This is a genomic window from Acetobacter sp. DsW_059 (genome assembly GCF_002153695.1).
In the GTDB taxonomy this organism is placed as follows: Bacteria; Pseudomonadota; Alphaproteobacteria; order Acetobacterales; family Acetobacteraceae; genus Acetobacter; species Acetobacter thailandicus.
Genome location: NZ_JOPI01000151.1, coordinates 1 through 263, shown reverse-complemented (window position 1 = coordinate 263; position 263 = coordinate 1). Strand labels below are relative to the sequence as shown.

Here is a 263-nt window from a genome sequence, read left to right as displayed (position 1 = left end):
ACATAAATTATACTCCTGCGGCGCAGAGAACGCCGTTATTGTTCCAGGTATTTGGGAAATAGACCGTGCCGTCAGTGATAATGACGTCGCCTTCTGAGGTGAGGCCTGCGGGCAGGGTGCTGCTGCCTGCGATATAAACGCCGCCATTAACCGTCACATCATCGGGTAGGGTGCCGACCGTGCGAGCTCTGCGGACAACATCGTTCTGATCAACGTAATAGGTGCCAGACGGCAGAGCATCGGCGCGGGCGATAATGTCAGCC

General features: G+C 55.9%; 1 pseudogene. It reads right to left on the bottom strand.

Annotated elements, in window-relative coordinates:
• Positions 1 to 7 precede the first annotated feature (7 nt).
• Positions 8 to 263 (bottom strand): annotated as a pseudogene (locus tag HK25_RS13185) (hypothetical protein); the annotation flags it as partial.